The sequence below is a fragment of the Phaeovulum vinaykumarii genome (genome assembly GCF_900156695.1).
GTDB lineage: Bacteria > Pseudomonadota > Alphaproteobacteria > Rhodobacterales > Rhodobacteraceae > Bieblia_A > Bieblia_A vinaykumarii.
On sequence record NZ_FTOM01000011.1, the window covers coordinates 38,216 to 59,395 of the forward strand.

Annotated in this window: 22 protein-coding genes; 10 read left to right on the forward strand and 12 right to left on the reverse strand. The window is 62.4% G+C overall.

The window, feature by feature from the left end:
* The first annotated feature begins 26 nt into the window (after positions 1-26).
* Complete coding sequence (locus tag BW949_RS15375) at positions 27-725, forward strand: Crp/Fnr family transcriptional regulator (protein WP_076367648.1); 699 nt, start codon at positions 27-29, stop codon at positions 723-725.
* Here BW949_RS15375 and BW949_RS15380 read toward each other — a convergent pair.
* From BW949_RS15380 to BW949_RS15410, 7 genes are all read right to left on the reverse strand, one after another.
* Entirely contained in the window at positions 722-967 is a 246-nt protein-coding gene (locus BW949_RS15380) for a cytochrome C oxidase subunit IV family protein (RefSeq protein ID WP_076367650.1), read from the reverse strand. The two genes, BW949_RS15375 and BW949_RS15380, sit on opposite strands and share 4 nt — an antisense overlap.
* Positions 964-1,509: a cytochrome c oxidase subunit 3 family protein gene (locus BW949_RS15385; protein ID WP_076367652.1), complete on the reverse strand. Its 546-nt coding sequence runs from the start codon at positions 1,507-1,509 to the stop codon at positions 964-966. Before BW949_RS15385 ends, BW949_RS15380 begins: the two co-directional genes overlap by 4 nt.
* Complete coding sequence (locus BW949_RS15390) at positions 1,506-3,422, reverse strand: nitric oxide reductase activation protein NorD (RefSeq protein ID WP_076367654.1); 1,917 nt, start codon at positions 3,420-3,422, stop codon at positions 1,506-1,508. The genes BW949_RS15385 and BW949_RS15390 overlap by 4 nt, the downstream gene beginning before the upstream one ends.
* Before the next feature lie 4 nt (positions 3,423-3,426).
* The gene (locus BW949_RS15395) at positions 3,427-4,236 is read right to left on the reverse strand and encodes a CbbQ/NirQ/NorQ/GpvN family protein (protein ID WP_097082811.1); all 810 of its coding nucleotides are present in this window, start codon (positions 4,234-4,236) and stop codon (positions 3,427-3,429) included.
* A 5-nt stretch (positions 4,237-4,241) separates the two neighbouring features.
* A complete protein-coding gene (locus BW949_RS15400; protein ID WP_076367658.1) occupies positions 4,242-5,600 on the reverse strand; it encodes a cbb3-type cytochrome c oxidase subunit I in 1,359 nt (452 codons plus the stop codon).
* Between the two features lie 12 nt (positions 5,601-5,612).
* Positions 5,613-6,068, reverse strand: coding sequence for a c-type cytochrome (locus BW949_RS15405; protein ID WP_076367660.1), 456 nt, complete (start codon positions 6,066-6,068; stop codon positions 5,613-5,615).
* 81 nt (positions 6,069-6,149) lie between these two features.
* Positions 6,150-7,382 carry an NnrS family protein gene (locus BW949_RS15410; protein ID WP_235816332.1) on the reverse strand — a complete coding sequence of 411 codons (1,233 nt, stop codon included), beginning with the start codon at positions 7,380-7,382 and terminating at the stop codon, positions 6,150-6,152.
* 102 nt (positions 7,383-7,484) lie between these two features.
* On the opposite strand from BW949_RS15410, the gene BW949_RS15415 reads away from it, so the two are divergent.
* Positions 7,485-7,766, forward strand: coding sequence for a hypothetical protein (locus BW949_RS15415; RefSeq protein WP_076367702.1), 282 nt, complete (start codon positions 7,485-7,487; stop codon positions 7,764-7,766).
* A gap of 543 nt (positions 7,767-8,309) precedes the next feature.
* Here BW949_RS15415 and BW949_RS15420 read toward each other — a convergent pair.
* Entirely contained in the window at positions 8,310-9,563 is a 1,254-nt protein-coding gene (locus BW949_RS15420; RefSeq protein WP_076367664.1) for a hypothetical protein, read from the reverse strand.
* 214 nt (positions 9,564-9,777) lie between these two features.
* Between BW949_RS15420 and BW949_RS15425 the strand changes: the two genes are divergently transcribed.
* Both BW949_RS15425 and BW949_RS15430 read left to right on the forward strand, forming a co-directional pair.
* Entirely contained in the window at positions 9,778-10,434 is a 657-nt protein-coding gene (locus BW949_RS15425) for a hypothetical protein (RefSeq protein WP_076367666.1), read from the forward strand.
* A 238-nt stretch (positions 10,435-10,672) separates the two neighbouring features.
* Positions 10,673-11,515 carry a hypothetical protein gene (locus BW949_RS15430; RefSeq protein WP_076367668.1) on the forward strand — a complete coding sequence of 281 codons (843 nt, stop codon included), beginning with the start codon at positions 10,673-10,675 and terminating at the stop codon, positions 11,513-11,515.
* A 121-nt stretch (positions 11,516-11,636) separates the two neighbouring features.
* Here BW949_RS15430 and BW949_RS15435 read toward each other — a convergent pair whose 3' ends face one another.
* The 4 genes from BW949_RS15435 to BW949_RS15445 all read right to left on the reverse strand — a co-directional run bounded on the left by BW949_RS15435 (position 11,637) and on the right by BW949_RS15445 (position 13,799).
* On the reverse strand, positions 11,637-12,032 hold the full coding sequence (locus BW949_RS15435) for a PIN domain-containing protein (RefSeq protein WP_076367677.1): 396 nt from the start codon (positions 12,030-12,032) through the stop codon (positions 11,637-11,639).
* Positions 12,022-12,249 carry an AbrB/MazE/SpoVT family DNA-binding domain-containing protein gene (locus tag BW949_RS15440; RefSeq protein WP_076367679.1) on the reverse strand — a complete coding sequence of 76 codons (228 nt, stop codon included), beginning with the start codon at positions 12,247-12,249 and terminating at the stop codon, positions 12,022-12,024. The genes BW949_RS15435 and BW949_RS15440 overlap by 11 nt, the downstream gene beginning before the upstream one ends.
* Positions 12,250-12,393: 144 nt before the next feature.
* Positions 12,394-12,735: a hypothetical protein gene (locus BW949_RS16920; protein ID WP_143524460.1), complete on the reverse strand. Its 342-nt coding sequence runs from the start codon at positions 12,733-12,735 to the stop codon at positions 12,394-12,396.
* Between the two features lie 434 nt (positions 12,736-13,169).
* Positions 13,170-13,799 carry an SOS response-associated peptidase gene (locus BW949_RS15445; protein WP_076367681.1) on the reverse strand — a complete coding sequence of 210 codons (630 nt, stop codon included), beginning with the start codon at positions 13,797-13,799 and terminating at the stop codon, positions 13,170-13,172.
* Between the two features lie 405 nt (positions 13,800-14,204).
* Between BW949_RS15445 and repA the strand changes: the two genes are divergently transcribed.
* The 6 genes from repA (at position 14,205) to BW949_RS17225 (ending at position 21,122) form a co-directional block, all read left to right on the forward strand.
* Positions 14,205-15,407: a plasmid partitioning protein RepA gene (gene repA, locus BW949_RS15450; RefSeq protein ID WP_076367683.1), complete on the forward strand. Its 1,203-nt coding sequence runs from the start codon at positions 14,205-14,207 to the stop codon at positions 15,405-15,407.
* Positions 15,407-16,384 (forward strand): plasmid partitioning protein RepB, encoded by a 978-nt coding sequence (gene repB / locus BW949_RS15455; protein ID WP_076367685.1) that lies wholly within the window; start codon positions 15,407-15,409, stop codon positions 16,382-16,384. The genes repA and repB overlap by 1 nt, the downstream gene beginning before the upstream one ends.
* A gap of 221 nt (positions 16,385-16,605) precedes the next feature.
* Entirely contained in the window at positions 16,606-17,697 is a 1,092-nt protein-coding gene (repC, locus tag BW949_RS15460) for a plasmid replication protein RepC (RefSeq protein WP_076367687.1), read from the forward strand.
* Positions 17,698-17,811: 114 nt separating this feature from the next.
* The gene (locus BW949_RS15465; protein WP_076367689.1) at positions 17,812-19,968 is read left to right on the forward strand and encodes a ParB/RepB/Spo0J family partition protein; all 2,157 of its coding nucleotides are present in this window, start codon (positions 17,812-17,814) and stop codon (positions 19,966-19,968) included.
* 98 nt (positions 19,969-20,066) lie between these two features.
* Positions 20,067-20,540: a hypothetical protein gene (locus tag BW949_RS15470; protein ID WP_076367691.1), complete on the forward strand. Its 474-nt coding sequence runs from the start codon at positions 20,067-20,069 to the stop codon at positions 20,538-20,540.
* 405 nt (positions 20,541-20,945) lie between these two features.
* A complete protein-coding gene (locus tag BW949_RS17225) occupies positions 20,946-21,122 on the forward strand; it encodes a hypothetical protein (RefSeq protein WP_179747554.1) in 177 nt (58 codons plus the stop codon).
* Positions 21,123-21,180 lie beyond the last annotated feature (58 nt).

Here is a 21,180-nt window from a genome sequence, read left to right on the forward strand (position 1 = left end):
TAACCCGGTCAAGGAGAGTGCTGCCGATGAAACCCGATGCCGACCGGATCGCCCGAAAATCCCTGCTTCTGGGCAATGTGCCGAAACCGGCGCAGGATCTGATCCTTGCCACAGCGCGCGAACGCATGTTCGAACGCGGGGCGACAATCTTTCTGCAGGGCGAGGAGGCGAACTCGGTCTATGTCGTGGTCGAAGGCTGGGTGAAGCTTTACCGCGTCGCGCCGAACGGCTCGGAGGCGGTGGTGAGCGTCTTTACCCGCGGCGACAGTTTTGGCGAGGCGGTGGCCTTCACCGGCGGCAGCTATCCGGTTTCCGCCGAAGCCGCGACCGATGTCGTGCTGGTGCGGATCGAGACGGCGGAAATCCTGCGCCTGATCGAACGGCAGCCCGGATTGGCGGTGTCGCTTCTGGCCGCAACTTTCGCGCATCTGCACCGGCTGGTGGGGCAGATCGAGCAGCTGAAGGCACGCTCGGGGGCGCAGCGCGTGGCGGAATTCCTGCTGGAACATGCAACCGAGGAGCACGGCCCCTGTGCCGTCGTGCTGCCCTATGACAAGGTGCTGATTGCCGGGCGTCTCGGTATGAAGCCGGAAAGCCTGAGCCGCGCCTTTGCCCGGCTGCGCGAAAAAGGGGTTCAGGTGCGTCAGTCGGTGGCGGAAATCGAGGAGGTCGCGGTGCTGCGCGACTATGTCGAGGAAGACCCCGGCCTGTCTTGGTCGCGCTAGGCCGGGATCAGCGCAAGACCTGCCGCAAGCATCAGGAAAATTGCCAGCCCAAGGCTGAAGCCGCGTGCGATGGCGGGCACGCGGGCAAGGTGCAGATAGCGGCGCAGGATCAGTTCGGCCTTGACCCAGGCCAGAGCCAGCACGGCCAGCGCGAAGGCCCGGCCCGTCAGGCCCGAGGCCGCCAGTGCCGTCGATCCGGCTGACAGCGCGATCAGCGCAATCCAGGTGCGGGTCAGGTTCATAGCAGGTAGATCACCGGGAACAGCAGCACCCAGACCAGATCGACCATGTGCCAGAACGCGACCCCGGTTTCGACGGCGCGGGGGCGAGCAGCCGTGGCTACCGGCGCCAGCACAAGTATGCCCGCCGCGACATGGGCCGCGTGAAAGCCCGTAAGCAGCAGATGGAAAGTAAAGAACGGATGCGTTTCGGTGCCGATGCCTTGGGCGAAAAGATCTTTGTATTCCGAAGCCTTGAGGACAAGAAAGATCCCCCCCAACGCCGAGGCCGCCGCAAGGCATAGCCGCAACCGGATCACCCGCCCGGCCTCGGCCGCCTGCACGCCAAGCGCCGCGAGCCATCCCGAAGTGACGAGCACAAGCGTGTTCACCCCGGCGCCGGTGCGGTGCAGGTGGCTTTGGGCTTCGGCAAAACCTGCCGGATCGGTCAGGCGCACGGCCAGAAAGGCGAGCATCCCCGCGCCGAAGACCAGCAGTTCCGAGACGATCAGCACCCAGATCATCAGATCGCCCGGCAGATCGTCGATCGACGAATCCGCGTTCATGCGCCCACCAGATGGCGCCAGATCTCGGGCAGCGCTGCCGTCAGGTGATCGGCATGGGGGATCACCGCAAAGCCGCCTTGGCCAAAGATGCGGGCAAAGGACGCCTTCGCCTCGCGCTCGACGGTGATGCCAAAGACCGATTGCCCGGCCATTCGCGCCTCGCGCACCGCCATGCGGCTGTCCTCCAGCCCGTGGCGGCCCTCGTAATGGTCAAGGTCGTTCGGCTTGCCGTCGGTGATGATCAAGAGCAATCGCCGTTTGCGCCCCTGTTGGGCGAGGCCCGCCGAGGCATGGCGGACCGCGGCGCCCAGACGGGTATAGAAACCGGGGCGCAGACCGGCGATGCGCGCTTCGACCGCAGGCCCCATCTTCTCGCCGAAGTCCTTGCAGGTGAGCAGGAAAACCCGGTCGCGCTTGAGCGAGGAAAAGGCGTTGATCGCCACATCATCGCCCGTCGCGTCCAAGCCCCAAGCCAGCGCTGCCAAGGCCTCGCGTTCGATATCGATCACCGCGCGGCCCGCCACAGCACTTTCGGTGGAACGGGACACGTCAAGCAGGATCGACACCGCCAGATCGCGCCTTTGCGGCCGCGATTGCTTCCACAGCCGCGCCGATGCCGTGCCCGTCGCGCGCAGATCGGTGGCGGCGCGGACGGTGGCCTCAAGGTCGATCTCGTCGCCATCAAGATGCCCGGTGGTGAAGACACGCCCGGGCCGCAGCGCCTCGAACTGCGCGCGCACGGCGCGGATGCGGCGCGCGCTTGCCGGGTCGGTGCGAAAGGCGGGCGGTTCCGGGCTTTCCGCGGCCATGCTTGCCAGCACGACGCAATGATCGGGCAGATATCGGCCCGAACGCGCCTCCCATTCCGGGTAAAGATGGCGCCCCGAAAGCCGTTCGCGCGCGGCATCCTCGGGGGCAAGGTCCAGATGCAGCTTCAACCGCGTGGCTGGGGCTTTCGAAATCTGGCCAAGCCCCAGTTCCTCTTGATCGTCAGCGGCCTTTTTCGCGTCGTCGTTTTCGTCATCCTCGACCCGGCGGTTGAGGTTGAGAAATTCCGCCCAAGACAGGATCGCTTCGAACTTGTGCAGGATGAAACTGTCGTTGCGTTCCACCTGATCGGATTTGTGGCGCCGCGCGCGGTGGGTTTTTCCCTCTCCGCTTGTCGCCTCATCAGCCGGGGCGGCATCGCGGGTTTCGACGCCGGAACCGTCCGACAGGGTCAGGGGTCGCAGATCGGGCCAAAGCGTGACCGGGCGGGCCGGGCGGTAACCGCGGGGGGCTGTTGCGGGCAGATCCTGGGCGCGAGCGGGCAGGTTGGACGTGTCGCCCAGTTCCGCGCGGATCAGGGCTTCCACCGCGGCTTCAACGGGCGGCAGCGCGGGGCGGGGTCGCGTGGCCAAGGTGGCGGCGCAGAGATCGGCGTAAAGGGGCGCAAGGCCCGGGGCTTCGGAAAGCGTCGCCGCGACCATGGCGCGGGCCGTGGCGATCCGGGCCAGATCGGCGGCCAGCGGGTCTTCGGGCGGCGTTTGCGGCGCAGGGGCAAGGGCGGCGCAAGCGGCGAGCCAAAGGTAAGTGGCGGCGTTGGCTTCTCGCGCGGGAAAAAGGGCAAGCGAGGCCGGAAGCCTCAATGCCTCGCCATCGAACGAAGCTCTGGGGATCGCTTCGGCCTCGATCCCCAGACGGCGGCGAAAGGACAGCCGGTGGCGGCTGGTTTCCGCGGCCACCGGGCGGATCTCGGTGGAGGGCGCGCCGCCAAGGCCGCGATACAACACCGCAAGCCGCCCCGCGACCTCGGCCAGATCGACCCGCGCCGCGTCATGCGAAACGGGCGCATCCAGCCCCGAGGCGAAGCGGTGCCAGAGCTTGCCGATGCTTTCCTCGGGCTCCCAGGGTTCAAACTCGATCCGGGTCATGGCGTTACCCGAACACTGCAGCCACAAGGTCGCGCAGCCCGCGTTTCACATCCGCATCATCCGACAAAGGCTCGATCATCGCCACCTCGATGGCGCGATCGACCCCCATTCCTTGCACGATCAGCGTGGCCGCATAGACGACCAACCGGGTCGAAACACCTTCCTCAAGATCCTGCCCCTTGAGCCCGCGCAGCTTGCCCGCAAGACGGACCAAACCGGCGCAGCGATCCTCGGGCAGGCCGGATTCCTGTGCCACGATGCGGGTTTCCAGAGCCGGGGCCGGAAAGTCGAAATCGAGCGCCACGAACCGTTGCCGGGTCGAAGGTTTCAGCGTTTTCAGCACGTTCTGATAGCCGGGGTTGTAAGACGCCACCAGCATGAAGCCCGGGGCAGCCTGTAACTCCTCGCCGGTTCGGTCGATGGGCAGGATGCGGCGATCGTCGGTCAGCGGGTGCAGCACCACGGTCACGTCCTTGCGGGCCTCGACCACCTCGTCAAGGTAACAGATCGCCCCTTCGCGCACGGCACGGGTCAGCGGGCCATCGACCCAGACGGTTTCCCCGCCTTTCAGAAGATAACGCCCGATCAGATCGGCGGCGGACAGGTCGTCGTGACAGGCGACGGTATAAAGCGGGCGGTTCAGCCGCGCCGCCATATGGGCGACGAAGCGGGTCTTGCCGACGCCGGTCGGGCCTTTCAGCAGCACCGGCAGATCAGCCGTCGCGGCGGCGGCAAAGACCGTGCATTCATCGCCTTGGGCGAGGTAGAAGGGGGCCGAAGCCGCCCCCTCCAAGTCTGTGACATGTGCGTTCATCGGCATCACTCCGCGGCCACGGCACGGGCGACAACTTCACGGCGCGGCATCGCCAGCGCGTAGATGAAAAGCCCAGCGCCCAGCACCACCGCCACGCCAGAGCCGAAGCGCATGACGTAGAAGATCCAGACCTGATCCTGCACCTCCATGTAGCTCATGCCCATCACCCGTTGCAGATGGGTCTGCACCGTGCCCGCAAAGGTCAGCGTGAAGGTCATGAACACCATCCCGCCCGACATCAGCCAGAACGAGGCCATGTTGAGCACCTGATTATAGGGGTCACGGCCGCGCAGCATCGGGAAGGCATAGGACATGATCGCCAAATTCAGCGAGACATAGGCGCCGAAGAAGGCAAGGTGGCCATGCGCGGCGGTGATCTGCGTGCCGTGGGTGTAAAAGTTCACCCCGTGCAGCGTGTGCAGGAAACCCCAGACCCCGGCGCCGAAAAAGGCAAGCGTGGCGCAGCCCAGCGACCACAGCAGTGCCGCCTTGTTCGGGTGATCGCGGCGGCCCTTCCAGACCATGACGAAGGCGAAAGCCATCATCGCAAAGAACGGGATCACCTCGAGCGAGGAGAAGATCGAGCCGATCCACTGCCAATAGCCCGGCGTGCCGATCCAGTAGTAATGGTGCCCGGTGCCCAGAATGCCCGAGAACAGCGACAGGGCCACGATGACGTAGAGCCACTTTTCCACCACTTCGCGGTCGACGCCGGTCAGTTTGAGCATCAGGTAAGCAAGGATCGCGGCCATGATCAGTTCCCACACGCCTTCGACCCAGAGATGGACGACATACCACCAGTATTGCTTGTCCAGCGCGAGATTGCCGGGGTTGTAAAAGGCGAACAGGAACAACAGCGCCAGACCCCAGAGGCCGAGCAGCAGGATATTGGTGATCGCGGTCTTGCGCCCCTTCAGCACCGTCATCGAGACGTTGAAAAGGAAAATCAGCGCCGCGACGACGATGCCGCCCTTGACCCAAAGCGGCTGTTCCAGAAACTCGCGCCCGTCCTTGCCCAGAAGGATGTTTCCTTCAAACAGGTTGAACGTGTAGGTCACGACCGCGCCCAAGGTGCCCACCACAAGGATCGCCAGTTGCAGATAGGCAAGGAAGGGCGAGTGGATCTCGCGTTCGCTTTCCTCTGGGATCAGGAAATAGGCGGCGCCGAAGAAGCCGAGGATCAGCCAGACAATGAGCGCATTGGTGTGCAGCATCCGGCCGATGTTGAAGGGCAAGAGCTCCGACAGGAAATTCGGCTGCACATAGATCCAGCCGATGATCAGGCCCATCAGCACCTGAATGGCAAACAGGCCAAGCGCCGTGCCCATGTAAGCCAGCGCGATTTTCTGGGTTTGGTATTTCATGGTCTTTCCCCCTCAGCCCGCGTCATTCGGCGGCCAGCCCTGGGTGTCGATCGTGTCGACCCAAAGCAGGAAATCGGCGAGGTTTTGATATTGCTCATCCGTCAGGTTGAAGTGCGGCATTTGTCGGCGCCCCTCGACGCCCGAGGGCATCGCGCCCATCCAGGCCGCCAGCGCATCTTTCGCGCCTGCGTGATCGCCCGGCTCGATGCCCCAGCGCGTCATCACGTTCGACAGCTCCGGCGCGAAATAGGCGCCCTCGCCGATGATCGTGTGGCAGTCGATGCAGGCTTTCTGTTCCCAGATCCGCTTGCCCGCGACGACCGAGGGCGTCAGCGTTTCGGCATGGGTGGAGGTGGTGGTGATGTAGCGGTGGCTCTGGGCCGAAAGGCCCAGAAAGATCGCGATGAAGAACAGTGATCCGCCATAAAATATGTTGCGGGCCATGCTCTTGGTCATGGTTTCGCGCATTGCGCCGTCCCTTCGGAGGTTTCTTGGGTGTCTTCACCAAGCCAGCCGGAGGGGTGACTCGCCTTAACGAAAGTCAATCACTCAAGAATTCGCGCGCGGCCCCAGAAGGGCGGGGGCAAGCGCAATCAGGAACAGCACAAAGGCCAATGCCCAGAGCGTCGCGGCGAGGATCGTGCCGGGGTAATAAAGCGCCAGCGGCCCGACGGCGGCGGCCCAGCGGATCAGCGCGGCCACCGGCAGCAGCACATAGGCGAGCGCGACGGGGAAAGGTGCGACGAGTGATCGGCCGGTATGGCCAAGCGTGGCACGGCTCATCACCGCCATCACCATCGTGCCGATGCCGCCGACGGCGGAAAAATGCATCGCGCCGATCTGAGATCCGATGCCGAACGCGGCCAAGCCTTGCAAGAGCGCGCCGACGCCCACAAGCGCCATGGCACCATGCAGCACGGCCAGAATAGGTTCCCCCCGTACCGCCCAGCCCTGCCAGCGCGAGATCCGGATCAACTGCGCGGCGCCCAGGGTCAACTCGGTCCCGCCGATCACCGCAGCGGGCAGGCCAAGGGTGATCGCCAGAGCGGAAGCGATCGCCGCGCCGATGGCGATCTTGTCGGCGACGGCCAGGCTGACGGACAGGCCGGCCTTGCCCAGATCGGGGGCGGCGCCCGCCATCATCGCCCGGCGCGCAAGAGCATTGCGGGTGAAGGCCGGGGTGATGCGCCCGCCGACGATGACGATCAGCGCAATCAGCGTCGCCAGCGCGCCATGCAGCCCGGCAATGGCATCGCCCCCTGCCCAGCCCAGCGCATCAAGCATGACCCGCAGATCGGCGCTCCAGATCAGGCCTATCAATGTCAGAACCATCAGATTGGCCGGTTTCGGCGCGCGCCGCAGCATCAGCCAGATCCGTCCGGCAAGGAACGGCAGGAACGACAAGGCCAGCATGGCGGCCAGCGGCGCAGGCAGGGTCCCCCATAGCCACAGGCCAAGCCGCCCTGCCAACCACAGCGCCGCCGCTGCGATCAGGAACCGCGGCCCGGCCGCAGGCGCGCCGGTCCAGTTCGGTACCGCCGTCAGCAGGAAGCCCGCTGCGGCGGCGGTGCCGAAACCAAAGATCATCTCATGGCCGTGCCACCACTGTGGGGGCAGATCGGCGGGCAGATCCATCATTCCGCCCAAGCCATGCACGGCCAACCAAAGCCCCCAAACGAGCATCGCGACCGTGGTCCAAAGCCCGGCAAGCAGAAAAAACACACGGAAGCCTTCCGAGAAAAGGCGTTTGAGGGCAGTCATGACAGGTCCTTTCGCGATCATGCCCCAGCTTGCTGCAAAGCGCCCCGGACCCCTTGATGAAAGTCAAGGATCGAGACTGCGCTGCGGGGCATCACGAAAACGGGAAAGGCAATGGAGGCCTGCATGACGGCATCATCCCCCACATCCGGCGGCGCCCGCCCCGAGGCGACAGAGCTTTCAGATCGGTTGCCGCGTCTCTCGCGCCTTGGGCTGCTGCTCTATCCGTTCGTCACGGCGGCAGTGGGGATCAACCTGTTCATGCTCGGCCTCATGGGGCAATCACTTGGCTTTGCGGCGCTTTCTCCAACCGCGGCACTGCTTTGGGCACTGCCGCTGGGTCTTCACGCCAGTGTTCTTGCCGCGCGTTGGGTTCGAAGCTTGCTGGCGGAAGCGGGCGGGCTCTGACGCGACCGCTTCGAATAATCTGCGCATCGGTCGGAACGAGTGCCGTCGGGGCATCGTGTTTTCAACCGAGCCCCCAAGTGCCCAATTCTGACGGTCGGAAGAGAAGTCCTGCGCGCGAATTTCTTCGAGAGGGCGGGAATAGGGCCCTGTATTTCATTCTTGGAAGCTGCCTGGGCATGATCAAGAAATGTGCTGATCGGTTCTCCAACACGGAGCGTTCAAACGGCTGCTCCGGTGGGAATGGCCGGACGGTCGAAAGGCAGCTCGGGGCCCAGCTTACCGATCAGAGCAACCCGATCCCATGACGTTACAATTGCCCCTTTATACGCTTTGCGTTGCTTTCTGAGCAAGGCGTGAATGACCGCTATCGCCGATTTGCCGCGAATGCGATGCCGCAACCTCACAGGCCGCTCCCCGCCCCTCGCGACGGCGATAAGTTGGTCTACGCGCTGCGATCTGCACGAACGACGGCAAAGAGCTCCGGCGCGCTTGAGTAGCGGCTTTGCAGATCAACCACGAAACACAGTAGACGTCCGAATTACCTCAGCCGCATGCGCGAGAGGCCTCTTCCTCATATGCCGCCAGTTTGTCCCGCAGGCGGCGGACCATGAGATTTTCACTCGCCTGCCCTTCCGACATTCGGCGCATCTCTTCGATGGCCCATTGCCCCTGACCAACCCGGCTGCTGGCCGCCATTAGCTGCGACACCGCCTCGTCGATATCAAGCGGGCTTGGCTCGTACCCACCACCGGCGAGCAGGTGCTCGATGGCATACAGTGCCACTCGCACGGCAAAGGCGGGATCCTTCGCACTGAAATCCCGCGCTGCGCGGATGAGCGTCGCGGGGGCGGCCTCGCTATCCGCGGCGCAGTCGAGCGCGATATCCAGATAACCGGCCGTCTTGGCGGCCGCGAACCATTTACCCCGTCGCCCGTGCCGCGCAATCAGATCCAGAAGCACCTCTCGAGGATCGCGATCACGATAGCGCCTTACAAGATCGCGCCACATTGCGAGCCAAGTATTGCCCGCAGCCGAGGACAGGCCGAAACGTCGATAGGCCTCCTCCGTCCTGCCCTGCTTCTCTAGGATGCTTTCGCAAAAGCGTGCGATATCGCCGTAGTCCCAAGGTCGCTGATTGCCCTCAAGAAGGGCCTCGGCTCGGGCAAGTGCGTCATCCTCTCGCCCCTGACGCAGCAGGGCCTCTGCCGCGAATTTCTCATCGAACCAAAGCCGAGTCTTTTTCACGGCGAGCAGGGCAAGCAAATCGTCGAAACGCCCGGCCTCCAGCAAGCAAGAGAGCGTAAGGGTGGCCGTAGGGACATGGGAATAATGCTCGTGATCCGACCACGCACGATGGATCAGATCGAGATCGAGGTCCGTATGCGCATTCTTTAACGCGGGGAAAACGGCGATCTCGCCGAACCTATCCGAAATCGGCGCGAGGTAGTCCACGCCGTCCTCGAGGATCGCCGTGCGCAGCCGATCGAGCCATTTGGCGCGGGTTTTCTCGTCGGCGGGGGCATCGATCAGGATCGGCAGGAGTTTGTCTAGGGTTAGCCGCACCGCCGAGCCAAGAGCGCCGGAGGATGTATCGATGTGTTCGAAGGCGGGCCAGATCCGCTCGGCCAACACGACCACGCCTTCGGCCGCTGTCACTGGATCGGTCCGGCGCAACGCGATAATCTCGGCGCCTGCCGATTTCAGTCGCTCTGCCGCCTTCGTCGAACCGCGCCAGCCAAGCACGCCCGCACGCATGCCGGGCCTGAACGACCATACATGGCTCGGCTTGCGTGCCATTTATCACCTCTTCCGCCAATACCGAACTATGACACGGGGGAAGGTGAGAATGAAGACAGGACACCGCCGACATACCACTTCCAGCACGTGTTGTCGTTCCTGCGTTGCCGTTTGGCGTGTTCGATGAAGCGGCAATCAGCCTCTGCGCTGAAATCTTCTTGCTATCATTAGTGTTGTTTTGTATCGCGGAGCCATTATGGAGGGAGTCGATGATATGAAACACATGGTCCGGACTGCGGTCGCTGCCGCAGCCATCAGCGTATCGAGCCTCGTGGGTTCGATCGCTCCGGCGCAGGCTTATCAGGTCGACTGCGCAATCTTGCTGTGCCTTGCAGGCGGTTGGCCAGCTTCGGCGCCCTGTGCACATGCACGGTCAGTTTTCATTCAGAGGATCACCCCCTGGCCGATCGAGCCCCCCCTACAAATCTGGCGCTGTCCGATGGGGGCCTCGTTCAACGCCCCTGCCTTTCTCTCACCGCAGGAACAACTGCGTAATGCTTCGTTCCGTAAAAGGCCTCACCTCTCTGTGCTAAAGCCAGCTTTGCCTCTGGTTCAGGTGCGAGCTGACGAAAAAGCAGACATCGACATTTCGGGGCAGGCCTTTGACTTCGTCCGAAGCATTCGCGTTTTTCATGTACAGTTCAGCCAGCATCAGAACCATGACGGCGACTGCATCACCTCGGACGCGACACGCCTCGGGTCCTATGGCATCCAAGGTGACTATCATTGGACGCGATCCAGCGCGGCCCAGGTGCCTCCCGCATCCGAGTTGCCTAATATCGACTATTGCAATCGGATCAATTACCGCTCGGTCTTCGTCGATTGGCGCGATCACGAGGGAAACTACGGCTTCGAGGAAGTCCGCTACTGAACCTGCGATTGCCTACAGAATTTTGGCTCGCACTCGATGAATTTACACCTTTCACCGTGCACCGCACCCAAAAGGGAAACGACGCCAAGCCGTGAAGCCTGACGCCGCGTTAGATAGGCCCCGTGAACAAGGGTCTTCTAGCGCACTGTCAAAACTTCTGCAACCAGTAAAGTTGTTTTGCTGGCAATAATGTTTTTTGCTCGCAGCTTAGCCTCGTCTCTTTAAGGAGACACCGACCATGGAACCCACAACCGGCCTGATCCTGCGGAGGATCACCCAGACCGAATTATCCGTTTCCGCCCACAAGCTGGCAACTGTCATCCTAGATGCCATTGCATGGAAGGATGGTTTCAACGGCCTGCCGCGCGGGACGGCGGCTTTTACCCTCACCGATCTCGCAGCAAAAATGGGAATCTCGCGCCAGTACCTCACCGAATTGCTGAGTGAGCTCGCGGCATCAGGCCTGAAACTGCGGCGCGAAAAGCCCAACGGGAAATTCGCACCTTGGCTCTTTCGCTTCGCCGCTTTTGAAACCGAGGCTGCATCTCGGGATGTTGAGTCAGCGACAGGCGACAGATCACTATCTATAGAGAAAAATAACAAAACAATATTCTTCGGACAAATCACTATTGGCGCAGACTCGAACGTTTTCCAAACTGTCTGGGCGGACGCGATCAACTCTGCAAAAGGGGCTCTGCCCTGCTGGAACGTCGATACGCAGCTGATTTGGGACCGTTTCATCGCCTTCAACAGGGCGCGCGGCAATGACAAGGTACCGGCCGGTTTCTTGCTGGGCTTCATGCGGCGATGGCGCACCTCGCTAGGCCCGGCCCCTCTGCCCGAAGCGCCATCGCGGCCACCGCGGGTATTGGAACCGAAGGAGCAGGAGTTGCTCGATCGGATCAAGGCAGCTCCAACTTCGAACCGCGAGTTTCACGCGTCAGACCTATGCCGCCTCATCGGAGAAGCAGCCTATGAGGCCCGCATCCTTCAGGTCATTCGAGACTTCGGCTGCCCGAGGTTCTCGGCCAGCCTCGCAGTGCACGGGCAGGCTGTGCTAGCAGGAGAGATCGAGCGATGAGGATGCTGCCGGAGCGCGCTGATCGCCTCGGGCTGCTGGAGTAGCCGAGCTATGTTGCAATCCTCCACGACATGGAAGGATTACAATGCTTTGGCCAGCGCCATGCTCAGAAACTATCCGCTCACCCAAAGGGGTTGATGATGCGAAGCTGGCCTTCCACCAGCAAGCCATCTTGCATGTCCTCACTCCACAGCGTGGTACAGCCCGCAACCAAAGCGCTGGCCACGATCATCGCGTCGTAGATCGAGAAGCCGTAGCGTTCCGCCAAGGCGCGACCGACGTCATGGGTCTGAAGGGTTAGGTCTTCGACAGGGCACAAGGCACGCACGCCCTCGAGAAACGCCCCTGCTTCCTCCCAACTCAGGCCAGCCTTGCGGCGGCAGTTCACCAGCGCCTCGTTCAGGACCTGAACGCTGATCCGGGGCCCCTGCCCCAGGATGACCTCAGCGCGATCGGCCTTCGGGCTGTCGTCGAGCAGGTAAAGAACGACATTCGTGTCCGCGAACTCAGCGCTCATGCGTGGCGGCGCGGCTCAGGCGTTCTGCAGCGGGCAACTTGCCCCGGAAGCGGCGCAGACCCGTCAGCACCTCATCCGCACGCGCCAGACGACGGACTCTGACTTGGCCGTCGTCCTTGATCAGGTCGATCTGATCGCCTTCCTTGAGGCCGAGTTCCCGGACAAGCTCCGCGGGCAAACGGACGGCAAGCGAGTTGCCCCATTTTGCGACCTGCATCGTGGCCTCCTGCGTGGATATATGATCAATAATGTATATCATGCTGGCTGCATGCGGAAGGGGTCTAATGCCGGAGAGTGCAGGATAGCACGCTAAAAACCCCGGATCGGCAGTTAACCCATTTTGGCGAAGCGGCGGCTTTGCTCAACCTTGATCTGGCGCAGCCCGTGATCGCGGATTTGGGATTTGATGGAGGTCCCGGCCGATCCCGTGCTTTTGCGCGCTGCGCCAGACGATCCTCGATAATCGCGCTTGGGTGTTGTGGCCCTCGATTAGGTTCGAACAGGAGCAGTTCATCGATCGGACGAGATCGGCCAGCGGTGCGCGGATGCCTTCCGGGAAGGACGACCGCAGCCCGGCCGACTGGCTCGCCAATTCGACGGCCAGGTCGTTCAGCGGAGCCCGGTATTTTGAGGCCTCCTCAGGGATAAGCGGTTCGACGATGCTGATCGCTTCGCCTTTGTCTGCTATCGTGTCGATCGACATGGTGCCCCTTGACGCAAGGCGTGTTGGCCCTCTTCGAGTTCCGGTTTTTGTTCCGGGTTACGCGGAGAGATTAGCGCACTTAACGTCAATAAAACAGAGAGACATTTGCTCCACGATCTCGGACAAAGCCCGTTATGTTCCGCAGAAAGTTCCGTTTTCTGCCCCGGCGCTTGCTTTCGCCAAGCTCTCGCTCAAGGCCATCTCCAGCCTGTCGCAACGCCCGGCTTCGTTCAGCAAACTGAGCAACGCCGACAGGGCTGCTTGATCCCTAGCCGCGGCGCGTTCGAGCGGCCGCTCACGGATCCGCGTCGCTCGGTGCTGGGCCTCAGCAAACGTCTAAAATTCTGCTTGTCGCATCTATCGCCGCTTAAGCCGCGAATGACCGTTCTCGACAAGCCGCAGCTACACTGCGGCAAACTCTTCGGCGCCAAGCGCTATAAACCAAAGGGTTCGATCAACTCCGGGCCATCGTCATTCAGGCCAAATGGAGCGACTGCGCGATGATCGAGCGCCACCAACGCTCCAAGATCTGCTACATCGTCGACGCCAGATAGCCATGCATCGCGTTCGTCGACATTAAGGGCGACAGGCATCCGGTCATGCAGCCCACCCATCGCATCCGTCGCCACCCGCGTCATAATCGTACAGGTCAGGAGACCGCGCCAACGGCTCGCCAAACCGGCAAGGAACAGATTTGCCTCGTTTCCGGCAGGATGGACGAAATGCGGCCGCCGAGCACCCTTGGGTCCGCTCCACTCGTAGAACCCGCCGACCGGCACCAAGCAACGTCCGTGCCGCCAGACCTGCCGAAACGTCGGTTTCTCGCGCGCATCCTCGATGCGGGCGTTAAACGTTGCGGCCTTCCAGTCTCTCGGGTTGGCGCCATCAAACCACGAAGGGATGAGGCCCCAGCGCGCCTCCATCGCCATGAGGGGGCGCTTGGCGAGGATCACGACCGTCTCCGTCGGCTTGATGTTGAACCGGCCGCCGAACGGGTCAAGTTTGATTTGCGACATATCCACTTCAGTGTTGCGCAGATTGGGATCGATGATCCGACCACACACGATCCAGTCCCCCCCTTGCTGATCGGCAAGGCGGCAGGATGCCCGAGCGCGGGGCCGTTGTCCTCCTCAGATCTGCCGGATGTCACGGCGGGGTCCAGCCTGACCAGCACAACCTTGGCGATTCGGCGCGATGTATTTCACCGACGGGTTGTATAGCTAGTGCTGACTGCCACTACATTTGGTCGACACGACAGCATCTAGAGCGAAAATCACATTAAATCAGCGAGTTATCAGCTTTGCCACCTGAAGCAAAACGGCATGAAGACTTTTGCGTCGGCTGGATTTGCAAAAAACTGTTGTCTGGAAGAAAGTTGCGTGCGATGTCTGGTGTTGTCGCGAAAAAGCGCAAACAACGCGTTCTCGCGACGAAACCACCAGGGCCCACCAAGAGGCCGAGAGGGCAGAATGAGCACATCGTCGAAACCGGCCGCGTCCGAATCTGTTGCCGCATCCATTGCCTCGAACGCTATCAGGCTGTCCGAGGCGCTCGACAACCATATGCGCAACAGCTTTCAACCCGAAAGCAAAAAGACGCTTCGGAAGTTCCAGCCCGCCGAGGTTTCGGAGCTGACCGGGATCAGCATGTCGAACCTGCGGACCCGGCATCAAGAAGGTGATTTTCCCGAGGTGGAAACGGACAGCCGCGGACGCAGGCTCTATTCCGCTGCCGAAATCGACCAGATCCGGCACATCATGGCCAAGACCGGGCGCAATGGCGAAGCCTACCTGCCCGGCCGACGCTCTGGCGACGCATTGCAGGTCATCTCAATCGTCAACTTCAAGGGTGGTTCCAGCAAGACGACATCGGCCATCCACCTTGCTCAGCGGTATGCGCTGCGCGGCTACCGGGTGCTGGCGATCGACATGGATCCACAGGCCAGCCTGACGACGATGTTCGGCTACAGGCCGGAGATCGAATTCGCCGAGGGCGGGACGATCTACGACGCGCTCAAATACGAAGAGCCGGTCCCGCTCAGCCAGGTGATCCGCAAGACCTATTTCCATAATCTCGATCTGGCTCCGGCCGGGCTGATGCTCTCCGAATACGAGACCGAAACAGCCTATGCGCTGCAACACAAGATCGACCCGCCTTTCACGCAGCGCCTCGCGATCGCTCTCGACGAGGTCGAAGCCAACTACGATCTCGTCATCATCGATTGCCCACCGCAGCTCGGTTTCACCACGATGACTGCGCTTTTGGCCTCGACCGGATTGCTGATCACCGTCGTGCCCAGCATGCTCGACGTGGCATCCATGGCGCAATTCCTTGAAATGGCGGGGGAAACCGTTCGTGCTCTGGAGGACGCTGCCGGGCCGATCCATTGGAATTTCCTCAAGTTCCTGATCGCGCGCTACGAGCCGACCGATGTGCCGCAGTCCCAGATGGCGGGCTTCCTCCGCTCGATCCTGCTCGATCAGGTGCTGACCACGCCGATGTTGAAATCAACCGCGATTTCCGACGCCGGCATGACGCAACAGACGATCTACGAGATCGAGCCCTCGCAGGTTCTGAAGAAAACGCTCGATCGGATCCTCGAAAGCGTGAATGGCGTTGCCGACGAGTTCGAAAAGGTGATCCAGAAAGCTTGGGCACGGGAGACTGACTGATGGCGCGTCGCAACCTGTTCCAGCCCCCTGCCCCGCCGATTGCCGGCACCGGCGAGCAATCGGCGCCCGATAGCAAGGCACGCTTCCCGAACACAGGCGCCATGAGTGGCGTCAAATCCACGTTGAAGGATCTCTCGAGCAATGCGGTGCGCGAAATCGCGCCGGATATGATCGAGGAAGATGGCCCGAAGGACCGTCTGGCCTTTGCCGACTCCGACGTCGCTCAACTCGCCGAGAGCATCCGTCTTCATGGTCAGCAAGTGCCGATCATGGTGCGTCCGATGGCCGAAAAGCCGGGCTACTACCGGATCGTCTATGGACGAAGACGGCTTCGAGCCCTGCGGCTGCTCGGCCAACCCGCGAAAGCGCTCGTCCGGGCGCTGAGCGACGACGAAGCAATCCTCGCTCAGGGCCAGGAGAATGCGCAACGTCTCGACCCGAGCTTCATCGAAAAATCGCTCTTCGCGGCAGAATTGGCGGCAAGCGGCTATGAGACGGCAGTGATCCTTGATGCGCTGGCGATCGATAAACCGATGCTGTCGCGCATGCAGAAGGTCGCTCGGAGCATCCCCGAAACCGTGCTCCGGATGATCGGCCCCGCGCACGGCATCGGGCGCCGCCGCTGGGAGGAATTGGCCGACTTAGTCAACAACCATGACCTTGATTTGACGGCCCTCGCGGAGGCAGCTTTGGCTCCGGCGAGCGAAACCTCGGATGGTCGTTTCGGGCAGCTTGCCGACGCGGCCGCTGCGGCCCTTCGTGAGCCACTTATCGCGACGAAAGCCCCCTCCCCTGCCCTGCCGATCTTGTCCGATGACGGAATACGGCTTGCTCAGGTCACGGATCAGGCCAAGGCGGTTACGGTGAAGCTTTCGAAGACCGAGGCCCCCGAGTTCGCAATGTGGTGGCTGGAGAATGCGGAGGCCGAATTGAGGCGCCTCTACAAGGAATGGCAGTCGACGAAAAAAGCCGACTGACGAGGCAAGAGAAGCAAAGAAAGGAGCACGAACGCAACCCGAAAAGTGAAAGAGCCCCCCAAGGTCATCCTCGGAGAGCCCCATCTGTCTTTTGCACCTTCAGATGTATCAGCTTCTCCGCAGCAGTCAACAACAACCGAATCGGTTGCCGAATCAATTTTGCCTTTGCGCAATAAGTGATGGCCAGAGGGCCTCTCGAGCCCGGTTTGCCGTGAAAATCGATGGCATTCATCCAAGCAACCGCAGCCTTTGGTTTGCGGGCGTCTGAAGTGTTGTCCGCGGACAACGCTCCGCCCGAACGTCACATCATCATCGAAACCCTGCGAGAAGCAGCACCGCTTCTGGGCTTGAAGCCGACTGTCCTCGCGACGCTCAACGCGATGCTCTCCTGTCTCGCGCCAAAACGAAACCACAACATGGTCTTTGCGTCCAACCTGACGCTCAGCGCGCGCCGCAATGGGGTCTCGGATCGAACGCTGCGCCGCCATGTAGCTGCGTTGATGGAGCTCAATCTCCTCGAGCGAAAGGACAGCGCGAACGGTAAACGATTCACGAAGTACGATCCTACACACAGGCAGTCGATCCATTTTGGCTTCGATCTGAGCCCGTTGTTTTGCAAGCTCGACGAGATCGCAGCGCTCGCGGTTCGCGCGCGCGCACAAGCGGAAGAGATCGCCTATCTCAAATCGAAACTCCGCGCACAGATCCGACCGATGCTGGAGGCCGATCCCAGTGACAATCGTGCGCTCGATATCCTGCGCCGTCTTCGCAACAAACTGACGGTCGAAGAGCTGTCCAGCATGTCTGCGGCGCTGCCCGACACTGTTGGAGAAACCGCCGATGATGGTGGAAAACACTCTTTACGAGCGACGGTAATGTCCGCCAGCAACGGCCAAAATGTCCGCCACCATCAGAAGTCAAAAAAAGAAAATACTGAAGAAGAAGCTGCGAGCCCGAATGACGAAGCGCCCGAAGAGAGCCTTTCCCTTCCCGAACTGATGGAAGCCTGTCCGGATGCCGCATCGTTTTCGCTGAGAAGCATTGAGGATTTTGCGGATGTGGTCACACATGCCCAGACGCTTGCACCGATGATTGGCATCGACGGCGCGACGTTGAGACAGGCCGAGCGCTGCATCGGAACTCTGCCAAGCGCGATCACCATTTGGGCAATCGTTCAGTTCCATGACCGGATCCGAAACGTTGGCGCTTATTTCCGGTCACTGACGAGCGGTGCACGAAGCCAAGAATTCAACGCGGTGAGGCTGGTGAAGCGATTGAGCAAACTCTCGGAAACACATCTCGCGACAGCGTAAGTTGTCCGCGGACAACACGCTTGGCTGAGGGAAAGTGAGAGAGGGGCTGTTTGAGGGGTGACGGGAAGTGAGATCGGGAGAGAGGCTTCCGGCGCCCGTCGCGGAGAAGATCTGATGGCGAAAGCTGCCCAGAAAATCACCCTGTCCCCCTCGCGGGACATCCCCTTCGACAAGCTCGTGCTGAGCCAGTCCAATGTCCGGCGCATCAAGGCGGGTGTTTCGGTCGAGGAACTGGCGGAAGATATCGCGCGCCGCGGGCTTCTGCAGGGCTTGAGCGTCCGCCCCGTGCTCGATGCAGAAGGTGTCGAAACCGGCACATTCGAAATCCCGGCCGGGGGTCGCCGGTTCCAGGCCCTCTCGCTGCTGGTCAAGCAAAAGCGGCTAGCGAAGACCGCGCCGATCCCCTGCATCCTGCGCGACGCCGCGTCCGACATCCTTGCCGAGGATGACTCGCTCGCCGAGAACATGCAGCGTGTTGCCCTGCACCCGCTCGACCAATTCCGCGCTTTTCAGGCTCTGCGTGAGAAAGGTCAGGGGGAGGAGGCGATCGCGGCGGCCTTCTTCGTCACGCCGCAGATCGTGAAGCAGCGCCTGAAACTCGCCTCCGTGGCCCCTGCCCTGCTCGAAGTCTATGCCGATGACGGCATGACGCTCGAGCAGCTGATGGCCTTCACGGTGAATCCCGATCATGCGCGTCAGGTCCAGGTCTGGGATGCGGTGAAGAACACCTGGAACAAAGAGCCCTACACGATCCGGCGGATGCTGACCGAAACCTCGGTGCGCGCCTCGGATCGTCGCGCGATCTTCGTGGGCATCGAGGCCTATGAAGCCGCTGGCGGTGTCGTGATGCGCGATCTGTTCCAGGGCGATGATGGCGGCTGGTTCGAGGCCCCTGCCCTGCTCGACCGGCTGGTCGCCGAGAAACTTCAGGCCGAGGCCGAAGCGCTTTCCGCTGAGGGCTGGAAGTGGATCGAGGTGGCGACCGACCTGCCCTATGGCTACAGCCACGGGCTGCGGCGTCTGGCGGGCGATCCGGCGCCGATGAGCGACGCGGAAAGTGCCTCGCATGCCGCGCTGCTCTCCGAGTACCGTGCGCTCGAGGACGAATATTCCGGGCAGGACGAATACCCCGAGGAGATCGACGCTCGGCTCGGGGCGCTTGAGCTGGCGATGGAGACCCTCGAGCAGCGGCCGCTGATCTTCGACCCGGCTGAGGTCGTCCGCGCCGGGGCCTTTGTGACCGTGGATCGCGATGGCCGTCTTGCGGTCTATCGCGGCTATGTCCGGCCCGAGGACGAACCCAGCGAGGAACTTCCGACCGATGGTGCTGAAGATGCCGAGGCGATGGGGCAGGGGGGCGATGCGGATGGCGCGGGCTGGCAGCCTGGCGCAACCGTCATTACCTCTGGCGGTCAGCCCCTCGGAGCGGAGCTTCCCGACGACGAGGAGGACGGTGCGCTGAAGCCCCTGCCCGAGCGGTTGGTGATGGAACTGACCGCCCACCGGACGCTCGCCCTGCGCGAGGCCATCGGACGGTCGCCCGACGTTGCGCTGACCCTCCTGCTCCTGAAGCTCGTGACGGACACGTTCCGCACCTCCAATGCCTCCGGCAGCTGTCTCGACGCTTCCGTGCGCCATGTGTTCATGTCGGCGCAGGCCCCCGATCTGAAAGACAGCGTGGTGGCCCAGCTGGTCCATGAGCGTCACGCCGCGTGGGAGGCCGATCTGCCCCTCGGCGATGATGCCGCGCTTTGGGAGTACCTGACAGTGCTCGACCAGGGTAGCCGTCTGGCGCTTCTGGCGCATTGCCTCAGCTTCGGGATCAATGCGCTCCACGAGAAGGTGAACCCCTATGGCGCGGGCATTTCGACCAGTGGCCTGACGCGGCGCATGGCGCATGCCGATCTTGTGGCGCGCGCGACGGATCTGGACATGGTCGAGGCGGGTTGGGAGCCGACGGTCGATGGCTATCTGGGCCGGGTGCCCAAGGCTCGCATCCTCGAGGCGGTGCGCGAGGCGAAAGGGGAGGGGGCCGCTCAGCTTCTCGACCATCTGAAGAAGGGTGAAATGGCCGCCGAGGCCGAGCGGCTGCTCAAGGGGAGCGGCTGGCTGCCCGAGGTCCTGCGCCGCGCCGATCTGATCGCTCTGGACGATGACGCGATCGCGGAAGGGCAGGGGGAGGACGCAGGTGGTTCTGCGGATGTCGATCTTCCGGCCTTCCTGAGCGCCGATCTGCCCGACAGCGCCGCGCCGTTGATCGCTGCGGAGTGATCGAGCCCATTCGAGGGCGGGGAAACCCGCCCTCTTTCCGTAAAATCATTTAATATCAATATGATGAATGCAAAAGTTCGCATTCGGAGTGAGGAAAAATGTCTGCAACCACCATCATCGACAGCGCCCCGCTCGGGGCATTGATCCGCTACACCGACGGCAGTCCCAAACCGCCTGCGCGCTTCACCAAGAAGCTTGCCGCCTGGGAGCGATCGAACGGCGTTGGCCGTCTCGTGAAGAAAGAACCGCCCCGCGCCTATCAGACCTGGACCGCGCCTGCCTCCTTCACGCTGCATGAGGGGAATTTCTCGTCCGATGGGGTCATCCTCGTCACCATCATGCGCAGCCATTCGGCGGATAGCCCGCTCGTGTTCGAAGTGGCGGAGGAACCGACGCCCGGGCAGGTGCGCGTGTTGCTGGATTTCGGCGGCAACACCGAACTCTTGCATCTGGCGGAGTCGATCACCGCGGCCGAGCTCTGGATTGCGCGCGAGGGCTATCGCAACGCCCGGCTCGAAATCGTCGGCACTGCGGACAGCGATAGGGCAGGGGGCGCGGACCTGGCCGCCTGAGCCCTGACAAGGCGTGAGGGGCTCGCCAATCGGCGGGCCTCTCACCTCACCGACCGTAACCTCGTGCCGCGATGTCGCGGGCGCCAATTGTCCATCCCCCAAAACGGAGGTCTTCAACCAAGAGCCTGGCCGGGAGGCTGGCGGCGTATCAAGCATCAGCGGGACAAGCGGCTCCTGTCGTTGGGGGACCATCCCCCGCTCGCCATTCCCTTACTTGCCCCGAATCCCGTCTTCGAGATCAACCCGCAAGGGGTCGGACTACGGGCAAGCCCGTGCCGCCGGGCGGATTCGGCCCTGTTTCACAAGAGGGGCCGAACGCACCCGGTGATGTCAGCCAGTCTTCGGGCCTGCGGGGTCTTGTCGCGCGGGGGACGGTCCCCCGCCTCCCAGACAGGAGCCAAACAGATGTCCCGCAAAGATGCCCACGCCTTCGCCGCCTCCCTCGCCGCCACGCTCATGGTCTCGATCGTCGTCTTTCAGGCAGGGGATGGAACGTTCGGCGCCGTCCCCGCCGATGAAATCGACGGCGACGAGGTCTTGATCGTCTCGGAGTATGACCCGTTCCAGATTATGGCCCGCTGAGGGCCATGACGCCTTCAAGCCCTTGCCGCGCCGAGCTTTTCGCTCGGCGCTACGCACT